Source organism: Roseobacter sp. HKCC-CH-9208, from assembly GCF_037805125.1.
Classification (GTDB): Bacteria; Pseudomonadota; Alphaproteobacteria; order Rhodobacterales; family Rhodobacteraceae; genus M30B80.
The window spans coordinates 1,519,785-1,537,213 of sequence record NZ_JBBLYK010000001.1 but is presented as its reverse complement, the minus strand read 5'-3'; the positions used below and the strand labels follow the sequence as shown (position 1 = coordinate 1,537,213).

Below are 17,429 nucleotides of genomic sequence, written 5' to 3'. Positions count from 1 at the left end.
AGGTTGCATTATGCGGCTTCGGCCTTCTCTTCGATGGTCGAAAGGATGCTCGCAATATTCGAAGCAGGTGCGCCAATTGCGCCAGCGATGTTGGAAGCAGGTGCCCCAATGCAGCCCACGATCGAAGCAATAAGCTCCTCACGGGATGGCATGGACGCAACGGCTTTAACGCCAGCTTGATCAAGTACAGTGCCGCCCATAGCACCGCCAATAATGACGAATTTTTCATTCGCCTTGGCGTAGTCCTGGACAACCTTGGCCGCAGCCACAGGATCCTCGGAATAGGACAACACAGTCATGCCCGTCATCAGGTCAGCAATGCCTTCGGCAGGCGTTCCTTGAAGGGCGATCTTGGCGAGCCTGTTCTTGGCGACGCGTACAGACCCACCAGCTTCGCGCATTTTCGCGCGCAGGTCTTGCATCTCAGCAACCGTGAGGCCCGCGTAGTGAGACACCACGACAACGCCAGAGCTTTCAAAGATTTGGCCGAGTTCCTCGACCACTCTCTCTTTCTGGGCTCTATCCACAGTTCTACTCCAATTAGGGGGTCACCCCCCGGCTCAAGTTTGGCAGGTTTCCCTACCTCTTCGGGTCCAAGTGAGGGGCCCGAGCCAGACCGCCCGAAGGCGCGGTGGCCTTGCGGAAATCCGAAACTCGTTTCCCATCTCAGGAAGGATTTACGGGCATGTGCCCACCCTCCGTCTCGGACAGGTGACCGCGCCCACGAGCGAATCGCAGACACGGGTCGAAACGGGGCCATACGACAGAACGCAAAGAAACCCAAGAGGGAACACCACTTTGTGACCAAAGTTGTCCCACCCGAGTTCTTGCGGTCAAACCCCGCGGCTTTCGGCCCCCTCGCACAGAGAGGGCCAAAACTGTTTACGCGTTGGTCGCGCTTTCAACGCTAACCGACACGCCAGGCCCCATGGTGGAGCTGAGCGTGATACGCTTCAAATAAGTGCCCTTCGCGCCTGCTGGCTTGGACTTCGATACTGCGTCAACAAAGGCCCGGATATTTTCCGCCAGTTTCGCTGCGTCAAAGCTGGCTTTGCCAACTGCACAATGAACGATGCCCGCCTTCTCGACCTTGAACTGAACCTGACCGCCTTTGGCCGCTTCTACGGCCTCTTTAACGTCCATGGTCACAGTGCCGATTTTTGGGTTTGGCATCAGGTTACGAGGCCCAAGAACCTTACCCAAACGGCCCACGATTGGCATCATGTCAGGGGTTGCGATGCAGCGATCAAACTCGATCTTGCCGCCCTGAACGATTTCCATCAGGTCTTCTGCGCCAACGATATCCGCGCCGGCGGCATTGGCTTCGTCTGCCTTAGGACCGCGTGCGAAAACCGCAACGCGCACAGATTTGCCTGTGCCATTTGGCAAGGTCACTGTGCCGCGCACCATTTGGTCAGCGTGACGAGGGTCAACACCCAAGTTCATTGAAATATCAACCGACTCATCGAATTTTGCCGAAGCATTGGCTTTGATCAGCTCAACAGCTTCTTCGATTGTGATGTCTTCTTTTCCTGCGAAGGCGGCACGGGCTGCCGTTACGCGCTTACCAATCTTGCCCATAACTTACCCTTTCACCTCAATACCCATCGACTTTGCAGAGCCGAGGATGATTTTCATTGCCGCTTCAACATCGTTCGCGCTGAGGTCTTTCATTTTGGCTTCAGCGATTTCACGAACCTGAGCAACAGTCACAGTTGCGATGGTCTCACGACCAGGATTTTCTGCACCGCGTGGGCGGTTGCGCTTGCCAACAGATTTCAAACCTGCGGCCTTTTTCAAGTAATAAGACGCAGGCGGCGTCTTGATTTCCATCGCAAAAGATTTGTCTTGATAATAGGTGATCAAGGTAGGGCAAGGTGCGCCTTGCTCCATATCTGCGGTCTTGGCGTTGAACGCCTTGCAGAATTCCATGATGTTAATCCCGCGCTGACCCAATGCAGGGCCAACAGGTGGGGATGGGTTAGCTTGACCTGCAGGGATCTGCAGCTTCATCGTTCCAGCAAGTTTCTTGGCCATTTGGCCTCTCCTTTTTTTCATCGGCACAGCTTGGCTGCACCCTATCAGGATCGGGACGCGTCCCTTTCCCAGTCGCTAGCGTGGTTCGGCACATCATGCGCGCATGATCCTGCCTCCCACGAATGAGCGGAGCCTGCGCGCCGCACCCACATCAGGCGGTTTTCGACACCTGCGTGAATTCCAATTCCACGGGCGTTGCGCGCCCGAAAATCGAGACCGTCACCTTGAGGCGCTGGTTCTCATCATCAACTTCTTCGACCATGCCATCAAAATCTTCAAACGGCCCGTCATTAACCTTAACCTTTTCACCAACATCAAAAGTAATGGTCGAGCGGGGGCTGGCCTCGCCCTCTTCGACACGGTTTAGGATTACGTTCACTTCGTCATCGCGCATCGGCATGGGGCGGCCCTGCGGCCCAAGGAACCCTGTGACGCGCGGGATCGAAGAAACAGCATGATAGGCGCGGTCGGTCAATTCCATTCGCACCAAAACATAGCCAGGCATAAAGCGGCGCGGGACGGTTACTTTCTTGCCACGGCGAATCTCGATCACTTCCTCTTCAGGAACGAGAACTTCTTCGATCTCATCCTCGAGGCCCTTTTCGGCCACGGCGTTTCTGATCTGCTCGGCGATGCGCTTTTCAAAATTTGACAGCACACTCACCGAATACCACCGTTTCGCCATCCGCTTCTTCCATCCTCGAAGTAAGGCGCGATCGCGCGCCAATTATTTTAGTGTCCAACCGCTTGGCATCATGCCGCGCGTGCCGTCCCGAAACAAAAAATCAGCGTGTATCTCGAATCGATACACGCCGCCGGGAAATATTCTTTGTCCCCCTACCCCCCGAAATAGGGAAAATCAAGGGTTCAAGGGTCTTAGCCTACCGCCGTCAGCAGCAATTCCAAACCTTGGCGGATCAGCCAATCGACCATGAAAAAGAACAACGCTGCCAAAACCGCCATCGCGAATACCATCGCGGTGGTGGTCACAAGCTCGCGGCGGGTCGGCCAAACGATCTTGGCGATCTCGGCGCGGGTTTGTTGAACAAATTGGATCGGGTTGGCCATGGTCTTTTACCTTTTTCGATTGTCGGCTGATATAGGCAAGCGCGGCCGATGATGCAAGCCGCGAAGCGCGCTATATGCAGTCCAAGGCTGATAATCGGAAAAGTGGCAGGGGCAGCAGGATTCGAACCCGCGGCCTACGGATTTGGAATCCGTTGCTCTACCAACTGAGCTATACCCCTAAGGCCGTGCATGCTGATAGCGGGGCTTGGCCCCCAATGCAAGAGGAAGGCTGCGCAGATTTCTATGGTTTATCTCCCGCTTGATGCTTGCACGGCGGGACAGTTTGCGCGAAGGAACCTAGCTATGACCAAGACCGCCACAACCCTACGCAAAAGGATCGCAAATTCCGCCTTTGCAAATCGCGCGGTTGCAGCGGTTTTTGGGGCATGGGCACAGTTGGTGCGCGCAACCTCGCGCCGCGAGGAAGAGGGTTGGGCACAGGTTGAGACGGCATTGGCCACCCATGGCGCTGTGATCATCGTTTGTTGGCATCAACGGCTGATGATGACGCCCTTTATGTTTGATCTTTCTAAATATCGCTGTCGCAGCCTGACGTCTGATGCACGGGCGGGGCGGTTGGTGGGCCATATCCACCGCCATTTCGGCTATGAAAGCGTGCCAATGCCGCGCGGTATCCTTGGGGCCGCTGAAATGCGCCTGATCCTGAAAGGGTTGCGCGAGGGCATCTCGATTGGCGTCTCGCCAGATGGGCCACGCGGGCCTGCGCGGGTCGCAAAATCAACCCCGATCCAATGGGCGCGCTCCGCCCAAGTGCCTGTGGTCAGTTTTACTTTTTCAGCCAAACATTATCTCACATGGCCAACATGGGATCGGCTGATCTTTCCGCTGCCCTTTACCAAACTGCATCTGCGTTGGCGGGTTTGGGAGGCGACTGTGCCCCCGAAGCTCTCGGAGGCCGAGACCGCCACACTGGCCGAAAGACTGCAATCCTTCATGGATGCAGAGGCGCTCGCAGCAGATCAAAAAGTAGGTCACAATACCGCACAGCTTTAATGAAAAAAGCCGCCCCCGAAGGCGCGGCTTTCTTTGAGTTTAGAAAATCGCTAACGATTAAGCGATGATTTTGGAGACCACGCCTGCGCCGACTGTGCGGCCGCCTTCGCGGATGGCGAAGCGCAGACCATCTTCCATCGCGATGGGGGCGATCAGCTCGACTTCGAACTTCAGGTTGTCGCCGGGCATAACCATTTCCGTGCCAGAAGGCAGGGTCACAGTGCCGGTGACGTCCGTGGTGCGGAAGTAGAACTGAGGACGGTAGTTCGCGAAGAATGGGGTGTGACGACCACCTTCTTCTTTCGTGAGGATATAGGCCTCAGCTTCGAACTTCGTGTGTGGCTTCACAGAACCTGGCTTGCAGAGAACCTGACCACGCTCAACGCCCTCACGGTCAACACCACGCAGAAGCGCGCCGATGTTGTCGCCCGCTTCACCACGGTCAAGCAGCTTGCGGAACATCTCAACGCCTGTGCAGGTCGTCTTGGAGGTGTCGCGGATACCAACGATCTCAATCTCGTCACCCACATTGATCACACCGCGCTCAACACGGCCCGTCACAACTGTGCCGCGGCCAGAAATCGAGAACACGTCTTCGATCGGCATCAAGAAAGGCTGGTCAACTGCGCGTGCAGGCGTTGGGATGTAGCTGTCAACAGCTTCCATCAACGCGCGGATCGAGTTCTCACCGATCTCTGCGTCACGACCTTCCATCGCCGCCAAAGCAGACCCTTTAACAACAGGAATGTCATCGCCAGGGAAGTCGTAAGAAGACAGAAGCTCGCGGATTTCCATCTCAACAAGTTCCAACAACTCTTCGTCATCAACCTGATCGACTTTGTTCATGTAAACAACCATCGCAGGGATACCAACCTGACGACCAAGCAAAATGTGCTCGCGCGTCTGTGGCATAGGGCCATCCGCCGCGTTCACAACCAAGATCGCGCCGTCCATCTGCGCCGCACCTGTGATCATGTTCTTCACATAGTCAGCGTGACCAGGGCAGTCCACATGCGCGTAGTGACGCGCATCTGTCTCATACTCAACGTGCGCAGTCGAAATCGTGATCCCGCGCGCCTTCTCTTCAGGGGCGCCGTCAATCTGATCATACGCCTTGAAATCACCAAAATACTTCGTGATCGCTGCCGTCAGTGTCGTCTTGCCGTGGTCAACGTGACCAATCGTGCCAATGTTCACGTGCGGCTTATTACGTTCAAACTTTTCCTTTGCCATAGCCCTGGCGCCTCATTTTTTGGGGGGCAAAATCTGTGCCCGAGTTCAACACGCGCGCTCGTTACGAGGCTTGAGACAAAAAATCAAGACGACATTCAGACCATTCAGCCCATGGTTGCAAACTGGCTTAGGGCGTAGGACGTGGAACGGGCCTGACAGTTGGCGTGGCACTGGTTTCTGCCATGGCCATTTCGGGCACCTCAAGGGCAGTAAGATCCGCATCAGCCAAAGGATCGGGGGGCACATCTAACCCCTCAAGCGCCGCATTGGCCGCATCGGGGTCAATGCCAAACCATTGCGGGTTTTCAAGCATCCATGCCTGCACGCGCTTCGCCGCGTTGCGGGCCAAAATCTGCATCTGTTCTTCGCGGTCACGGGTGAAGCCCGATCCAAATATCGTATCGGGTGACGCGCCCTCAAAAATGGTGATTTGGTTGGGTGCCTCATGCAATTTCACCCCTGCCGCATCGTCCCAAATATTGGCAGAAATCACCAAAACCGATTTTGGGCTGAGAAGGACGGGAATACCAGGAGGGGCCAGAGAATAGGCATCTACACTCAGCGCAATATGGTAGAGCTTATCCCCCTCATAGGCCCCAAATCGGCGATCAATCTCTGAGGAGATCACCGCAATCCACTCTTCGGGCGTGGCATCGCGTGAGGGGGAGACTTGCTGCATATTATCAGCAACAACAATATTGAACCCCAAGGCAAAATCCCCCATCGGGATTTGCGCCTGACCCAAAGGATCGAGGGCTGCACAACCAAGTAGCAGCAGGGATATCATTCCCGCCGTAACACCGCGCCTTGAGAATGTTAAAAATCGCATGACAGACCCCCAGTGTTGTCAAAGCGGTTATGTAAAGCGGTTATCCCTTGGGAAACCGCGCGGTGCCATGCGCCCTGCCGTGGCCCGTTTGCCAATCCAATCGGCAAGTTCTGTTTCCGTGCGGGTGCGCCCCGCAGGATCAGACCAACTTAGACCATCGGCCAAACGCAAGCCACGCGCATCGACCAAACCGCCATCTTTGTATTTTTGCAGCCGCACACCTTTACCGCGCGCAAGTTCGGGCAGTTCGTCAAGAGGGAAGATCAGCACTTTGCGATTTTCACCGACAACTGCGATGTGATCATCCTCTGCCGCCAATCTATGGCAGACAACCGCACGTACACCTTCGCGCAGGTTCAAGACTTGCCGCCCTGTGCGCGTCTGCGCCAAAACCTCATCTTCAGCAACGAGGAACCCATCCCCCGCACTTGAGGCCAAAAGTAATTTCTGCCCCTCAAGATAGGGGAAGAACGCCAAAATCTCGGCCTCATTGGGCAAATCTACCATCAGGCGCAAAGGTTCGCCCAAGCCGCGCCCACCGGGCAGGTTCGAAGCTTGGATCGTGTAGAAACGTCCGTTGGAGGCAAAAGCCAGCAACTTATCGGTTGTTTCCGCATGGAACAGGAAACGGCCCGCATCACCATCGCGGAACTTCATCTCTGTGCCAAGATCAACATGGCCTTTGACCGCCCGCACCCATCCCATGGCTGAACACACCACCGTAACCGGTTCGCGCTCAATCATCGCCTCAAGCGGCACATCTTCAATCTCGCCCGCTTCGGCAAAGGCGGTGCGGCGTGCGCCGCCTTCGGCGCTTGCGCCAAATTTCTTGCGGAATTCACGCAATTCATCGGCAATCCGTGCCCATTGCAGGCTTTCGGTTTCCAACAAATCCTCTAGGCTCGCACGTTCTTCCATCAGAGCGTCACGTTCGCGCTGCAATTCCATCTCCTCCAGTCGGCGCAGACTGCGCAGACGCATATTGAGAATGGCATCGGTCTGCGTTTCGGTCAGTTCACCCTCGCCTTCGGGCGGGGTCTGATAATCCAATTCGGAGGTAGCGCGCACGAATGTGCGTGACCAATCTTCGCGCATCACTGCAGCTTTGGGGTCTTGGTCATAGCGGATAATATCAATCACGCGGTCAAGATTAAGGAAGGCGATCAGAAAGCCTTCAAGAACCTCTAAGCGGTGATCGATTTTTGCCATGCGATGCTCGGAACGGCGGATCAACACATCGCGGCGATGGTCGAGGAAGGCGCGCAGCACTTCCTTGAGGCTGCACACTTTTGGCACGCGCCCATCAATCAGCACATTCATATTCAGCGAAAACCGCGTCTCAAGGTCTGAATTGCGGAACAGCATCCCCATCAAAACTTCTGGGTCTACATTGCGCGAGCGCGGCTCAAGCACGATGCGAATATCTTCGGTCGATTCATCCCGAAGATCGGCCAAAATTGGCACTTTTTTCGTTTGGATCAGTTCGGCCAGCTTTTCGATCAGCTTGGATTTCTGAACCTGAAACGGAATTTCTGTAACCACGATCACCCATGATCCGCGGCCTTGATCCTCGACCTCCCATTTTGCGCGCAAGCGAAACGCGCCACGGCCCGTGCGATATGTTTCCGCAATACTATCACGCGGCTCGACAATCACGCCGCTCGTGGGGAAATCGGGGCCTTGGATATAATTCAAAAGTGTTTCATCGCGGGCATCTGGGGTTTTGATCAAATGCAAACATGCGGCAATGAGCTCGTCCAAATTATGCGGAGGAATGTTTGTGGCCATGCCCACCGCAATCCCGCTCGCCCCGTTGGCCAAAAGATTGGGGAAGGCTGCGGGCAGAACCTCGGGTTCCGTCAAGGTGCCATCGTAATTTGGGCGAAAATCAACGGCGTTTTCGTCCAACCCTTCAAGCAGCGCCTCGGCCATCGCGGTCATACGCGCCTCAGTATATCGGCTTGCCGCGGGGTTATCGCCATCAATATTTCCAAAATTTCCCTGACCATCAACCAGTGGATAGCGCAGGTTAAAATCTTGGGCCAAGCGCGCCATTGCGTCATAAATCGCGGCATCGCCATGTGGGTGGTAATTCCCCATCACATCGCCCGAGATTTTCGCAGATTTACGGAAGCCCCCGTTCGAGGCCAAACGCAACTCGCGCATTGCAAACAGGATACGGCGATGAACAGGTTTCAGGCCATCACGCGCATCAGGCAGGGCGCGATGCATGATGGTGGAGAGCGCATATTGCAGATAGCGCGTGCCAATGGCACGGCTGAGCGGCTCAATTTCCCGCTTCTCGTCAAAACTGTCATTCTGCTCGCTCATTGCACAACCTGATAGGCAAATTGCCCCGACCAAACAAGCGCCCCGTGCACCCATTGCGATAAATTATTCCTCGCCTGCGCGGTTTTTTGCCCCAGATCGCCAGAATAGCATGCCGCCGCTGTGATCCGTGATTGCGCATTTTGTGCATCACACATAGGCAAAGGCTGCGACAGGGCAAAGGCAAAGACCATGACAAAATCTATTCTGATAACAGGCTGTTCGTCAGGCATCGGGGCGTGCTGCGCGCGCGGGTTGCGGGCACGCGGTTGGCGGGTGATCGCAAGCGCCCGCAAAGCGGCGGATGTTGCGGCGCTGCGCGCCGATGGGTTCGAGGCCGTGCAATTGGATTACGCCGACCCTGCATCTGTGGAGACAGGGCTTGCAAACTGCCTTAAGGTGACGGGCGGCACCCTTGATGCGCTCTTCTCAAACGGGGCCTTTGGTATCCCCGGTGCAGTCGAAGATTTGCCACGCGGCGCTTTGGCTGAGATTTTCGAAACCAATGTTTTCGGAGTTCATGATCTGACGCGCCGCGTGATCCCTGTGATGCGCGCACAGGGGCATGGCCGCATCGTGCAACATTCGTCTATCTTAGGGCTTGTGACCTTGAAATGGCGCGCGGCCTATGTGTCGACCAAATTCGCGCTTGAAGGGCTGACCGACACGCTGCGCCTTGAGATGCGCGACACAAATATCAGCATCAGCACATTGAACACGGGCCCCGTCACCTCGAAAATCCGACAGAATTCCATTCCGCTTTTCGAAAAATGGATTGATTGGGAAAATTCTGCACGCGCGGATCAATATCGCAACGGCTTGTTGAAACGCCTTTATGAGGAGCGTGGGCCTGACCCGTTTGAACTGCCCCCCGAGGCGGTTCTGAAGAAGCTTGTTCATGCGCTTGAGGCATCACGCCCCAAGCCGCGCTATTACATCACAACGCCAAGCTATTTCATGTCGACCGCGAAACGGGTGTTACCAACCCGCACTCTTGATTGGCTGATCGCAAAAGGGTGAGATTGCCGCATCCGTCCATTGCCCTCTGGCAAAAATAATTCGCCTCTGTGAAAAACGCACTAGCTGTGGCCTATCACAGACCGCCACGACCGAAGGGAAACCCAAATGATCAACGACCCGCTTTTTATTGTTGTCGCCTTGGCCTGTCTGGTCGTTGTGGCGATCTTGTTTCTTGGCATTAATTCCTTCCGCAAAGGCACCGCCGAAAGCGCGAAGCAATCAAATAAATTCATGCAAGCCCGTATCATCGCACAATTTGTGGCGGTGATTTTGATCGTTCTTTTTGTCATTTTGCGCGGCTAGGCAGCCAATTAAGGGAGCAGACCCATGGTCGTTTTGAACAAAATTTACACAAAAACAGGTGATGACGGTGAAACCGCCTTGGGTGATGGCAGCCGAGTGGCGAAACATTCCATGCGCGTCACAGCATATGGAACCGTGGACGAGTTAAACGCGACCTTGGGCATCGCGCGGCTTGAAGCCAGTGACGAGATGAGTGCGCATCTTGCCCGCATCCAGAACGATCTTTTCGACCTAGGGGCTGATCTTTGCACCCCAAATATCGAGAAAGACGCCGAACGCCCCTATCCCGCCCTACGCATTGTTGAGGTGCAAGTGACGCGTTTGGAAAAAGAAATCGACAAGATGAACGCCGATTTGGAACCGCTGCGCAGTTTCATTTTGCCAGGTGGCACCGCCTTGTCGGCACATCTGCACATGTGTCGCACCGTCTGCCGCCGCGCCGAGCGCAATTGCGTGGAATTGGCAACAATGGAATCGGTCAACCCTATGGCGGTGAAATATCTAAACCGCCTTTCTGATTGGTTCTTCGTTGCAGGTCGCGTAGCCAATGAAGGTGGCAAAGCGGATATTTTGTGGACACCCGGCGCCAATCGCGAGGCTGAGTAGGTTACCGCAAACAAGCCATTAAAATTAGTTTTCTCGAGAGCAGCGCCGCGTTAGAGCGTCTCAGATGCCGCTTTTGGTCTGTTGCCGCAGGGAATCAGCGATTACAACAGCGTCTGAATAATCGCGCCGCGGCGCGTGATCGAAATGCTTTAACTGGAGAACGTGCGGATGAAAATTCTGGTGCCGGTCAAGCGCGTGATCGACTATAACGTAAAAGTTCGTGTCAAAGCGGATGGCTCGGGTGTTGATCTCGCCAATGTGAAAATGTCGATGAACCCGTTTGACGAGATTGCCGTGGAACAGGCAATCCGCCTGAAAGAAGCGGGCAAGGCTGAGGAAGTGGTGGTTGTGTCCATCGGCGTCAAACAGGCGCAAGACACATTGCGCACCGCTTTGGCTATGGGGGCAGATCGCGCGATCCTTGTAGAAGCCGCCGATGATGTGCATCAGGATATCGAGCCTCTGGCCGTTGCCAAAATCCTGAAGGCTGTGATTGCGGACGAGGGCCCAAGCCTTGTGATTGCAGGCAAGCAGGCCATCGACAATGACATGAACGCAACCGGTCAGATGCTTGCCGCCCTTCTAGGGTGGAGCCAAGCAACCTTCGCCTCTGCCCTTGAGGTCGAGGGCGACAGCGCCACCGTGACCCGCGAGGTTGATGGCGGCTTGCAGACAATTACGGTCAAAATGCCTGCAATCGTCACAGTTGACCTACGCTTGAACGAGCCGCGTTACGCGTCGCTGCCAAACATCATGAAGGCGAAGAAAAAGCCCCTCGATGAAAAAACGGCGGCAGATTACGGCGTGGATGTGACCCCGCGTTTGACAGTGATCAAAACGACCGAGCCAGAAACCCGCAAAGCGGGCATCAAGGTGGCTTCGGTAGAAGAGCTTATCTCGAAACTTAAAGACGAAGCGGGGGTAATCTGATGGCGGTTCTTCTTCTTGCAGATGTCACCAACGGCCAGCTTGCCGTTGATCAGGTGTCCAAGGCCCTGACAGCCGTATCTGGCTTGGGCGATGTTCATATTCTGGTTGCAGGCGAAGGTGGCGATGCCGCTGCTGCAGAGGCCGCAACCCTTGCGGGCGCATCCAAAGTAATCTTTGCGGGCGATCACGGCTTTTGCCACATGTTGGCCGAACCCGTTGCAGATTTGATCTTGTCGATGGCGGGCGGCTATAGCCATATTGCCGCTGCGGCGACCTCGGACGCAAAAAACGTGCTGCCCCGTGTGGCGGCTTTGTTGGACGTGATGATCATTTCCGAAGTTGTGGGCCTTGTGGATGCAGACACGTTCGAGCGTCCCATTTACGCGGGCAACGCCATTCAAACGGTAAAATCAAACGACAGCGTGAAGGTCATGACCATCCGCACCGCAGGGTTCGATGCCGCCGCCACTGGCAACTCGGCCCCTGTTGAGGCCCTTGGCACAGCCGCCACAACAGGCCTGTCCCAATGGGTTGAGGATAAGGTGGCTGCTTCGGATCGTCCCGAACTAACCTCTGCAGGGATCGTTGTTTCGGGCGGCCGCGGCGTTGGCAGCCAAGAACAATTTGCCCTCATTGAAGGACTGGCCGACAAGCTGGGCGCTGCGGTTGGCGCAAGCCGTGCTGCGGTCGATTCTGGCTACGCCCCCAATGATTGGCAGGTGGGCCAGACAGGTAAGGTTGTCGCGCCGGATCTCTATGTTGCCGTTGGTATCTCAGGTGCCATTCAGCACCTTGCGGGTATGAAAGACAGCAAGGTGATTGTGGCAATCAACAAAGACGAAGAAGCCCCCATCTTCCAAGTGGCGGATTACGGGCTGGTTGGGGATTTGTTTGATGTCGTGCCTGAATTGACAGGCAAGCTCTGATCCAATCAAACTTGGCACTAAAGACCCGCGCCCCGAATTGGTAGCGCGGGTTTTGTTTTTTCTAAAGCTTGAGGATTTTTTCTGAGAGGTCACGCGCCGCGCGGACATGGATATCAGGCCCAAGCAAAGCGCGCGCTATTTTCTCCTCTCCCAATCCAAAGAACATGCCCCGCGTTGGTTTTTGTTGTTCCTCACGCGTTGTCACGCAGATCGTCAATGAGGCCGCTTGCGCAGCAATTTCTTCCAACATTCCTTTGGTGACAAAAAGCGGGTCTGACCCCAACTCACGGCAATAGCCCGTTTCCGCAGGAGGGCGATGCCCGATCCATAGCAAGCGAACTGGGCAAATGGCGCGGTTCAAAAGGCTGCGCATACGCGCCATCCAAGCCATCTTTAATTCATCCACAACGATCTGAAACCGATCTTCGGAACAGGTTAAAAGATGTTCCAACATATGGCGCGACAAGTGGAAATCCGTGAAATCAACCTCGCGATAGATTACCCGTAATATGTCAGAGGGTTGCAGGAACCTATCATTGCGGCGTTGATGCACCTGATAAAAGCGGTTGGTCAGGTGATGCGCACCTGTAATTTGCAACACAATCGCCTCGGCCCTACTCATCGCATCGGCGATAGCCCCATCGCCAAGCGCCAATTCCAACCCCGCATTCATTGCGGCCATATTCGCCACGGGGCGCCCCAACATCGCCGACAAGCGGTCAGGATAGGGCTGCGGCACTAATTTGCCGAATGTCTCAGAGCCGCCCAAACACAGCAAAAACGGCTTGGTTAGATCAATTTGCGGCCCACGAAACCGCATCGGTGACCCCTTATAGGTCACAAGTTTATAATCGAGGGGGCCATGCCCCTTGAAGGCAAAGCTCATTGCCTGCTCCCACCTTGATTCGTCTCACCCAAGGGAAAGAATGGCCAAAGCCTCTTACGAATTCCCTAACCATCAGATTTTACGAGATTTTATGTTGATTTTTGAATGATCCTGCAGCTTTGCGTTCTCAACTGCTGCAGCGCTTTTGCGCGGTTACGGCTTGTGTCTTTGGGGCTTCGCCTTTTATGGTGCGGCATGCAAAGACCACGCGTTTTCAAGACAAAGGTTCAGCGATGGAAATCAGCAAAATCGGCATCGTAGGCGCAGGCCAGATGGGCAATGGCATCGCGCATGTCTGCGCCTTGGCAGGTTATGAAATCTGGCTGAACGATGTCAGCCAAGATCAGTTGGACAAGGGCGTAGCGCTGATTGACCGCAACCTTGAGCGCCAAGTAAGCCGCGAGAAAATCTCGGCCGCAGATAAGGCAAGTGCCTTGGCGCGCATCCATACGACATTGCACCTCTCTGACTTAGGCAAAACTGATCTCGTCATCGAGGCCGCGACTGAACGCGAAACTGTGAAGCAAGCCATCTTCGAAGATCTGCTTCCACATTTGCAGCCGCATACTATTTTGACATCCAACACCTCCTCTATCTCCATCACGCGCTTGGCCAGTCGCACGGATCGGCCTGAGAAATTTATGGGGTTCCACTTTATGAACCCTGTGCCCGTTATGCAGTTGGTTGAACTGATCCGCGGCATCGCAACAGATAACGAAACCTTTACGGCCTGTAAGGCGGTCGTGGATCGCCTTGGAAAAACATCGGCCACAGCAGAAGATTTTCCTGCGTTCATCGTTAATCGCATCCTGATGCCGATGATCAACGAGGCGGTTTATACCCTCTATGAAGGTGTCGGCAGCGTGCAATCAATTGACGAGTCGATGAAGCTTGGCGCCAATCATCCAATGGGGCCGCTTGAATTGGCGGATTTTATCGGTTTGGACACCTGCCTTGCCATTATGAATGTCTTACATGATGGATTGGCCGATACGAAATATCGGCCTTGCCCGCTTTTGACCAAATATGTCGAGGCAGGGTGGCTGGGACGCAAGACCGAGCGTGGCTTTTACGATTATCGGGGCGAAGTGCCCGTGCCCACCCGCTAGGGCCTAGACATAAATCGCGCGTCAGGGTTGTCTTTCAAAGACAAAACATGCGCCCTCAAATCAGCCATAAATTGACGCGGGGAGGCGCTGGCCTCCTTCCAGTCTTCTGGTAGGATCGGGTGCCCGATTACAGGGGCCTGCGGTTTATCAAACGCATTGGCCACCTCATGCAGCAAAAGACCCTGCCGCAAAATGGGCGAAATCCGATTGGCAATTTGATACCACCGCGAATTTGATCCAGGGAAATTGAGCGGCAAAATTGTTGCCCCCGATGTGCGGATCATCTTTGCGGTAAACACATTCCATTCCGCTTCAACCGCAGGGCCGAAGGCGGTTTTTGCGGCGGCGACCACCCCTGATGGGAAAAGCGCAATCAACCCGCCCGCCTTGAGATGACTCATCGCTTTGTCGCGCATTTCAACCATTTTGCGCTGGGCCTCGAATTCATGGGGAAACGGCACGGGGATCATGTATTGAGCCGCGCTTTCATCAATTCCAGTCAAGAGCGCGCGGGTCAAAATGCGGTAATCTGGCCTTTTGCGCCCGATCAGATCAGCCAAGATCATGCCATCCACCAAACCATGCGGATGATTGGCCACCAACACCACGGGCCCTGTTGCGGGAATACGGTCAAGCTGTGCCTCTGGGGTCAGCAAATCAATGCCCATGACCTTCATCGTAGCAGGCCAAAACTCCTGCCCTTTCGGGGCACCAAGTTTTTCAAATGCACGCACGCGGCGGATAATCGTGATCTTGCCCGTCATCCATTCTATCGCGCGAATAATCGTGCGTGTGACGGGGCTGTCGAATGTGTTGGAGTAGGTCAAGCTGCGCCGATCATAGACGGGGCCTTGCGGCACTTTGGCCGCCACAATGGGCGCTGCGCCAGATTTTGTTTCTGTCGTCTCAGTCACGCAGTCTGTCCCCTCCAGCCGCTTGTCGCAAACGGACCTTAACGGCCTTCGCCAAATTTATCTGCGACGAGCTCCGTTAGCGCCTCTGCCAGAGATTGCGCTTGAGTGCCAGTTGTTTCAACCTCAATTTCAGTGCCAATCGAGGCAGCAAGCATCAAAAGGCCCATAATCGAGTCGCCCGAAGCAGAAATGCCATCTTTGCTCACTGTCGCTTCGGCATCGAATTTTTCGACTGTTTCAACAAATTTCGCAGAGGCCCGCGCGTGTAGGCCTTTTTCATTCACGACTTTCAGAACACAGCGTACCGTCTCAGTCATTCAGGGGTTCCATCAAAGCTGTTGATATAGCGCCGCCCCGCCTCGGTGGCGCGCGCCACCGCTTGATCCAAGGGCAAATGGCGCGATTTGGCCAATTTGATCAGCATCGGCAGATTAACACCGGTCAGAATTTTGCGGTTGGCACTGCGGCACGCAGGCAAGGATAAGTTCGAGGGTGAACCACCATACATATCGGTAACCACAACCACACCATAGCCTGTATCCACGGCATCTGCGGCGGCAGAAATATCACGTTGGCAGGTGGCGCGATCATCTTCGGGGCCGATGGGGATCGCGCGGGCCGCGTGAACAGGCCCCACCACATGTTCAGTCGCGGCCAACAATTCGCGGGCCAATCCACCATGTGCAACGATAACAATCCCTATCACCCGCAAGACCCTATTGTATTTCAGGGCGTGGCGATGAGGCCGCGCCGCTCCAATTCTCTATGACGTTTTGACACTTGCCAGCCCGCTTGTGCAAGGTGGCTTACGATGATTTCCGTCATTGCAACAGAGCGGTGTTGCCCCCCCGTGCACCCAAACGCAACTGTCAGATGCGTTTTTCCTTCGTCAACATAAGCAGGAAGGAGCGTTTCAATCAGTCCCAAAACTTGGGTGGAGAAGGGCGCGAACCGCGGATCTTTGGCAATGAAATCGCGCACGGCTTGGTCGCGCCCATCAGATCGGCGCAGATCATCGTGCCAATACGGATTTTCCAAAAAGCGACAGTCAAACACCATATCGGCGCCAGTCGGCAAGCCGCGCTTGTAAGAAAAGCTTTGGATCGTCAGCGCCAAGCGATGCGGGGTTGTTGCGCTAAAATGGCGCGCAATCTCCTCGCGCAACTCATGCGGGCTGAGGGTGCTGGTATCGATCAGGCTTGTGGCGCGGGCGCGCACGGGACTAAGCAATTCCTTCTCACGGCGTATGCCTGTCAGTGTATCCTCAGCGGGGGCCATTGGATGACGCCGCCGCGTCTCTGAAAAGCGGCGAACAAGAACATCATCGGCGCAGTCGAGATAAACCAGTTCGGATAAAACCTGCTCATGCGCGGCCAATCCATCGACCGCAGCAATCAATGCCTGTGCGGAGAAATCGCGGTTTCGTGGATCTGTGCCCAGCGCCAGAGGCCGCGTCAAAGGTGGGCCTTCCAAGAGGCGGGGTAAGAGCGACAATGGCAGGTTATCAATCGCCTCGTATCCTAAATCCTCTAATGTATGGATGGCGCTGCTGCGGCCCGCACCAGACGGCCCTGTGACAAAGACCACCCGTTGCGCCTCGTCATCTCCGGAGGGGCGCTTGTGTTTTGGGTGGCCTGTTTTATCTTCGCTATCCATCGGCTTGGCACTTGTTAAGAACGGGTGGCATTGGCGCTTTTTCACAACTGTAGCGCAAATGGGCTGCGATCCAAGCGATTACGCGAGCGGGGCGAAGCCATGTCGCAGGGCGTGAACCACCGCGCTGGTCTGCGGGACGCGCGCATTGACGCTCAAAAGACGCGCAAAATGCCCGCGCCACATCGCCATGCGGGTGGCAGGCAGGCGTGGCTGCGGCATGTCTTGCAGATGTAAGACAAGCGCAAGGCCCGCCTGATCCACCAATGGACCCGCATTCAAAAGCCCAATCCCCCGCGCCTCAATCATCGGCAGGCGTTCAGGGGGCGCGCGCAAGGTTAAACCTTCGGCATCTGCCTCAAGCAGGATCGCGTCATCACAGATCAGCTCTGCACCAAACGCCATCAAATCAAGCGCAAGCAAGGATTTGCCTGCACCAGATGCCCCCAAGATAAGCACTCCCTGCCCTTCATACGCCACCGCCGTGGCGTGCAAACGCAGCGCAGCATCGTGCATATGGCCAAACTGCGCCAAATCGAGCGCATTGGCGAAATCCCCACGATCCTCAGCCAT

General features: G+C 55.3%; 21 protein-coding genes and 1 tRNA gene. 7 read left to right on the top strand and 15 right to left on the bottom strand.

Going from position 1 to position 17,429, the window contains the following annotated elements:
- Nucleotides 1–8: 8 nt before the first annotated feature.
- From rplJ to AAC621_RS07685, 6 genes are all read right to left on the bottom strand, one after another.
- Nucleotides 9–527 (bottom strand): 50S ribosomal protein L10, encoded by a 519-nt coding sequence (gene rplJ / locus AAC621_RS07710; protein WP_340253997.1) that lies wholly within the window; start codon nt 525–527, stop codon nt 9–11.
- 355 nt (nt 528–882) lie between these two features.
- Complete coding sequence (gene rplA / locus AAC621_RS07705; RefSeq protein ID WP_340253994.1) at nt 883–1,581, bottom strand: 50S ribosomal protein L1; 699 nt, start codon at nt 1,579–1,581, stop codon at nt 883–885.
- Nucleotides 1,582–1,584: 3 nt separating this feature from the next.
- On the bottom strand, nt 1,585–2,037 hold the full coding sequence (gene rplK / locus AAC621_RS07700) for a 50S ribosomal protein L11 (protein ID WP_340253991.1): 453 nt from the start codon (nt 2,035–2,037) through the stop codon (nt 1,585–1,587).
- A gap of 151 nt (nt 2,038–2,188) precedes the next feature.
- On the bottom strand, nt 2,189–2,722 hold the full coding sequence (gene nusG, locus AAC621_RS07695; protein ID WP_340253988.1) for a transcription termination/antitermination protein NusG: 534 nt from the start codon (nt 2,720–2,722) through the stop codon (nt 2,189–2,191).
- A 191-nt stretch (nt 2,723–2,913) separates the two neighbouring features.
- A complete protein-coding gene (gene secE, locus AAC621_RS07690; RefSeq protein WP_317657489.1) occupies nt 2,914–3,105 on the bottom strand; it encodes a preprotein translocase subunit SecE in 192 nt (63 codons plus the stop codon).
- A 103-nt stretch (nt 3,106–3,208) separates the two neighbouring features.
- Nucleotides 3,209–3,284, bottom strand: a tRNA-Trp gene (locus AAC621_RS07685).
- A gap of 124 nt (nt 3,285–3,408) precedes the next feature.
- On the opposite strand from AAC621_RS07685, the gene AAC621_RS07680 reads away from it, so the two are divergent.
- Nucleotides 3,409–4,119, top strand: coding sequence for a lysophospholipid acyltransferase family protein (locus AAC621_RS07680; RefSeq protein ID WP_340253985.1), 711 nt, complete (start codon nt 3,409–3,411; stop codon nt 4,117–4,119).
- 57 nt (nt 4,120–4,176) lie between these two features.
- On the opposite strand, the gene tuf is transcribed toward AAC621_RS07680, so the two are convergent.
- The 3 genes from tuf to AAC621_RS07665 all read right to left on the bottom strand — a co-directional run bounded on the left by tuf (nt 4,177) and on the right by AAC621_RS07665 (nt 8,512).
- Nucleotides 4,177–5,352 carry an elongation factor Tu gene (tuf, locus tag AAC621_RS07675; protein ID WP_340243653.1) on the bottom strand — a complete coding sequence of 392 codons (1,176 nt, stop codon included), beginning with the start codon at nt 5,350–5,352 and terminating at the stop codon, nt 4,177–4,179.
- Between the two features lie 127 nt (nt 5,353–5,479).
- Nucleotides 5,480–6,181, bottom strand: a complete 702-nt coding sequence (locus AAC621_RS07670) for a hypothetical protein (RefSeq protein WP_340253982.1) — start codon at nt 6,179–6,181, stop codon at nt 5,480–5,482.
- A 27-nt stretch (nt 6,182–6,208) separates the two neighbouring features.
- The gene (locus tag AAC621_RS07665) at nt 6,209–8,512 is read right to left on the bottom strand and encodes a DNA topoisomerase IV subunit A (RefSeq protein ID WP_340253979.1); all 2,304 of its coding nucleotides are present in this window, start codon (nt 8,510–8,512) and stop codon (nt 6,209–6,211) included.
- Between the two features lie 189 nt (nt 8,513–8,701).
- Here AAC621_RS07665 and AAC621_RS07660 point away from each other — a divergent pair, with 189 nt between their 5' ends.
- The 5 genes from AAC621_RS07660 to AAC621_RS07640 all read left to right on the top strand — a co-directional run bounded on the left by AAC621_RS07660 (nt 8,702) and on the right by AAC621_RS07640 (nt 12,294).
- Nucleotides 8,702–9,529, top strand: a complete 828-nt coding sequence (locus tag AAC621_RS07660; protein WP_340253976.1) for an SDR family NAD(P)-dependent oxidoreductase — start codon at nt 8,702–8,704, stop codon at nt 9,527–9,529.
- A 105-nt stretch (nt 9,530–9,634) separates the two neighbouring features.
- Complete coding sequence (locus tag AAC621_RS07655) at nt 9,635–9,832, top strand: twin transmembrane helix small protein (RefSeq protein WP_317657285.1); 198 nt, start codon at nt 9,635–9,637, stop codon at nt 9,830–9,832.
- 24 nt (nt 9,833–9,856) lie between these two features.
- A complete protein-coding gene (locus AAC621_RS07650; protein WP_340253973.1) occupies nt 9,857–10,438 on the top strand; it encodes a cob(I)yrinic acid a,c-diamide adenosyltransferase in 582 nt (193 codons plus the stop codon).
- A gap of 168 nt (nt 10,439–10,606) precedes the next feature.
- Complete coding sequence (locus tag AAC621_RS07645) at nt 10,607–11,368, top strand: electron transfer flavoprotein subunit beta/FixA family protein (protein ID WP_340253970.1); 762 nt, start codon at nt 10,607–10,609, stop codon at nt 11,366–11,368.
- The gene (locus AAC621_RS07640) at nt 11,368–12,294 is read left to right on the top strand and encodes an electron transfer flavoprotein subunit alpha/FixB family protein (protein WP_340253967.1); all 927 of its coding nucleotides are present in this window, start codon (nt 11,368–11,370) and stop codon (nt 12,292–12,294) included. Before AAC621_RS07645 ends, AAC621_RS07640 begins: the two co-directional genes overlap by 1 nt.
- Nucleotides 12,295–12,355: 61 nt before the next feature.
- On the opposite strand, the gene AAC621_RS07635 is transcribed toward AAC621_RS07640, so the two are convergent.
- Nucleotides 12,356–13,180: a DUF6473 family protein gene (locus tag AAC621_RS07635; RefSeq protein ID WP_340253965.1), complete on the bottom strand. Its 825-nt coding sequence runs from the start codon at nt 13,178–13,180 to the stop codon at nt 12,356–12,358.
- A gap of 233 nt (nt 13,181–13,413) precedes the next feature.
- On the opposite strand from AAC621_RS07635, the gene AAC621_RS07630 reads away from it, so the two are divergent.
- Nucleotides 13,414–14,289 (top strand): 3-hydroxybutyryl-CoA dehydrogenase, encoded by an 876-nt coding sequence (locus tag AAC621_RS07630; protein WP_340253962.1) that lies wholly within the window; start codon nt 13,414–13,416, stop codon nt 14,287–14,289.
- Here AAC621_RS07630 and AAC621_RS07625 read toward each other — a convergent pair.
- The 5 genes from AAC621_RS07625 to AAC621_RS07605 all read right to left on the bottom strand — a co-directional run bounded on the left by AAC621_RS07625 (nt 14,286) and on the right by AAC621_RS07605 (nt 17,429).
- Nucleotides 14,286–15,164, bottom strand: coding sequence for a lysophospholipid acyltransferase family protein (locus AAC621_RS07625; RefSeq protein WP_340256400.1), 879 nt, complete (start codon nt 15,162–15,164; stop codon nt 14,286–14,288). The two genes, AAC621_RS07630 and AAC621_RS07625, sit on opposite strands and share 4 nt — an antisense overlap.
- 77 nt (nt 15,165–15,241) lie before the next feature.
- Nucleotides 15,242–15,520 carry an HPr family phosphocarrier protein gene (locus AAC621_RS07620; protein WP_340253959.1) on the bottom strand — a complete coding sequence of 93 codons (279 nt, stop codon included), beginning with the start codon at nt 15,518–15,520 and terminating at the stop codon, nt 15,242–15,244.
- A complete protein-coding gene (locus AAC621_RS07615; protein ID WP_317657278.1) occupies nt 15,517–15,909 on the bottom strand; it encodes a PTS sugar transporter subunit IIA in 393 nt (130 codons plus the stop codon). The genes AAC621_RS07620 and AAC621_RS07615 overlap by 4 nt, the downstream gene beginning before the upstream one ends.
- Nucleotides 15,910–15,929: 20 nt before the next feature.
- Nucleotides 15,930–16,859, bottom strand: coding sequence for an RNase adapter RapZ (gene rapZ / locus AAC621_RS07610; protein WP_340253956.1), 930 nt, complete (start codon nt 16,857–16,859; stop codon nt 15,930–15,932).
- Between the two features lie 78 nt (nt 16,860–16,937).
- Nucleotides 16,938–17,429 carry an HPr kinase/phosphorylase gene (locus tag AAC621_RS07605; protein ID WP_340253953.1) on the bottom strand — a complete coding sequence of 164 codons (492 nt, stop codon included), beginning with the start codon at nt 17,427–17,429 and terminating at the stop codon, nt 16,938–16,940.